Origin of the sequence: Bacillus paranthracis (assembly GCF_001883995.1) — a bacterium.
Lineage (GTDB): Bacteria > Bacillota > Bacilli > Bacillales > Bacillaceae_G > Bacillus_A > Bacillus_A paranthracis.
Map to the genome: position 1 here is coordinate 1 of NZ_MACE01000016.1, position 3,238 is coordinate 3,238.

3 protein-coding genes and 1 pseudogene are annotated in these 3,238 nt (G+C 33.0%); 3 read left to right on the forward strand and 1 reads right to left on the reverse strand.

Features of this window, described 5'->3' with window-relative positions; genetic code table 11:
• A pseudogene (locus BAQ46_RS05925) lies at positions 1-295 on the forward strand (MobV family relaxase); the annotation flags it as partial.
• A 13-nt stretch (positions 296-308) separates the two neighbouring features.
• Here the strand turns inward: BAQ46_RS05925 and BAQ46_RS05930 are convergent.
• Positions 309-809, reverse strand: coding sequence for a replication/maintenance protein RepL (locus tag BAQ46_RS05930; protein WP_001182216.1), 501 nt, complete (start codon positions 807-809; stop codon positions 309-311).
• 806 nt (positions 810-1,615) lie between these two features.
• Here BAQ46_RS05930 and BAQ46_RS05935 point away from each other — a divergent pair.
• Complete coding sequence (locus BAQ46_RS05935; RefSeq protein ID WP_071741779.1) at positions 1,616-1,849, forward strand: hemolysin XhlA family protein; 234 nt, start codon at positions 1,616-1,618, stop codon at positions 1,847-1,849.
• 367 nt (positions 1,850-2,216) lie between these two features.
• On the forward strand, positions 2,217-3,238 hold a 1,022-nt coding region (mobV, locus tag BAQ46_RS05940; RefSeq protein WP_071741780.1), incomplete at its 3' end, for a MobV family relaxase.

Below are 3,238 nucleotides of genomic sequence, written 5' to 3' on the forward strand. Positions count from 1 at the left end.
TAGAGTTGATAGTTTAGCCGATGGTTATGTTAAAGCTATTAATGAGAATACAGATTTGTATGAGAAGAATAGAGAATTACGTAAGGAAATAAGCTCGTTAAAAGCCCATGTAAAAGATTTAAAGGAAAATGTAAAGGTTTTATACCACAATACGAAAAAAGTCCTTGGAGAGCATTTTAAAGCGTTTAGAGGACTTGTTAAGAATGAATTGGATATAAAAGGTGTAGATAATCAATTTGATTGTGAATATAAGAAAGAAATTAAGAAACAACGTGGATATAACATGGAACGTTAAAACCGTCTCAGAATTAATTCTGAGACGGTTCGTCGTTTTTGTATGTTATTTCTGTTTTAAGCTCTCTTCCTTTAGTTGAATAGACTTGTTGTAATCGGATTTCTTGTATATCGTGCCAATGGCCACGACCAAAATAACGAGCATTTACTTGATATGTACCAGTACCTTTTCTAAAAAGAATTTCTGCATTTACAAGTTTGTTGATGTTGTTATTAAGAACTTGTACTGTTTTATATCCTAGTTCTTGTGCCATTTGTTTTTTTATAAAGCTATTTAGAATGATCATATTGTCATAAGACATTACTTTTAATAAAACGTTAATAACTCTATCTAAACCTTTAGGTAAATCATTTAAGGCTACAATATCTTTTAAATATATTTTTACGTAGTCTGGTTCTTTGTCGATATAAGCATTTATAATTTCTTCTTCTTCTTGAATTTCACCAGTATTTATATCTATTATTTTATTTTTTGTAACTTTAGAAACTTTTTTCAAGGGTCTTTCCGGTTGCATCAAATCTACCTCCTACCCGATTTATAATTTAATTAAATTATAAATCGGGTATTTTAAAAGTGCAATATTTTTTATAGGATTTCACATTTATAATCCCACAAATTATAAATGATATAAAAAATAAATTTAATTTATAACTCCACAAATTACGGTATATAACTCCACAAATTACGGTTATAATCCCACAAATTATAACTTATAATCCCACAAATTATAGTATTTTCCTAGAAATCCAGTCATATCAACGGTTCAACCTATGTTCTCCCTTCTATTCTATTATTTTATAAAATTTAAAAGGGCTTTTCACTATGCAATAGTCGAGTAGTATTTTTTGAGAAAACCATTCAAAAAATCTCCACTCTTTTGCTATTGCATAGTGAAATTCGGCAGGTGTGAGCATGTCGCCAAGCCGAACAGACCAAAAACGAGGATTTAGATTGTTCGACTTGGACTAGCAATTGTACCTGCCGAACCGCCTTGCTCTATCGTTCTAAACAATCCGCTTATTCCATATTCATTTACGTTAAGATCCAGGGGGCTAGCCCCCAAACCCCCAGCCAGCACTCACACCCAAAAACAAGGAGAGAATGAACTTAGAACAGCACATTTATAGAAACTGTGTTTTTGCTAGATGCATATTAAAAAGGATAAGCATATGCTATATTACGCTTTCGTATAATTCCCTTATCTTTAAAGAGAACTTAAATCTTAATAATAGATTTGAGTTCTCTTTTTATATCATTATTCTCTAATTACCATATACATATAATATATTTAAAATTAATTTAAAAGGAGAAGTATGTTATATGACAAAATTGGAGGAACTAGAAAAAGATTTTAATCAAATGAATCTAGATTTAAAAGCTATACAACATGATATGAAAAGTTTAGAAGTAAGAATATTAGTAGCTGAAAAGGATGTTTTAACTATTAATAAACAATTAGATAAAATTAGTGCAAATACTACATGGATTTTACGATTGATCATAAGCGGATTGTTAACAGGAGTACTTGGTGTATTAGCTAAAAACCTGTTATAGGAAAAAAGGGTGTTGGTCAATCAAAACGGACCTAGCAAAGCGAAGGGAGTATTTGACTTGACCAACCGTACTACACCCAAACCCTCTTGGCATTGAACAAACAATCGTTTGTTCCTGCTAACCGGCGAGGGAGCCCCTCAAGGATTGAGGGGTTGGGGAGTTTGATTGAGGGGGTCTGGGGAAGAGTTTCCCCAGTGGGTTTGGGCAAAGCCCAAGGTTTGTTTTTTGCCAGGCAAAGCATGGCTTGGCGGAGCCAAAGAGCCTCGCAGAGCACGTCCAAATGAAATTTGGTATAACGTGCTAGACCAAATTTGGTTTTTCTTCTATCCCCATGTTAAACTAGTTACCAAAAGGGGGGGTCTTGCTCATGGCTCACGTTCAAAAATATGCAAAAGGAAATGTTCAAGGATTGTCCATTCACTGGGACAGAAAAACAGAAAATCATTCGAATCAAGACATTGATAATGAACGGTCACATTTGAATTATGATTTATGTGAAAAAGAAGGAGATACACTTTCACGCATGAATGATCGGTTAAGTGAAGTGCATTGCTTGAATCGAAAAGATGTAAAAGTCTGTGCAGATTGGGCTGTTACATTACCGGAAAGTTTGAAAGATGCTTCTGAGAAGGAACAACGTGAATTTTTTGAGAAAACCTATGAATTTTTAGCGAACCGTTATGGTGGTGAAAAAAATGTGTTGTCAGCCAATGTACATAATGACGAAACAAGACCGCATATGCATTTTGCTTTTATGCCTGTTGTTTGGGACGAGAAAAAGCAACAGGCAAAGGTTTCAGCTAAAGAAGTTTTAACAAGAAAAGATTTAAAAACATTTCACCAAGATTTAGATGAGTTTTTGAAAAAAGAAATACCACAAATCTACAAAGAAGGTATTTTAAACGATAAAACGATTGGCGTTGATACGGTTAAAGATTTGAAAAGGTATTCTGAAGAAATACAGAAACAAAAAGATGTAATGGATGCGGAAGTAAAGGTCAAAGAAAGAGAGTTAGAGGGGAAAATTCAATCATTAGATAAAGAATTGGAAAGTAAAAAAAATGAGTTTCTGAATTTGAGTGAAGCACTCCCTTCAAAAATTAATATCAAAGTAAAAGGAAAAGAGAAAAAAACAGAGGTTGTAAAAACAGGTTTTTTAAAATCAGAAACAGTAACTACAGAAACTGGGAATTGGATTGTTTCTGATAGTGAAATGAGAAGGATGCAAAAAGTTCTAAGCGATGCAAATTTCGTAAAGGAAGATTATGAGCGTTTGCAGCGTACAGATTTAGTTAAAGAAAACAAAGAATTACATGATAGAGTTGATAGTTTAGCCGATGGTTATGTTAAAGCTATTAATGAGAATACAGATTTGTATGAGAAGAATAG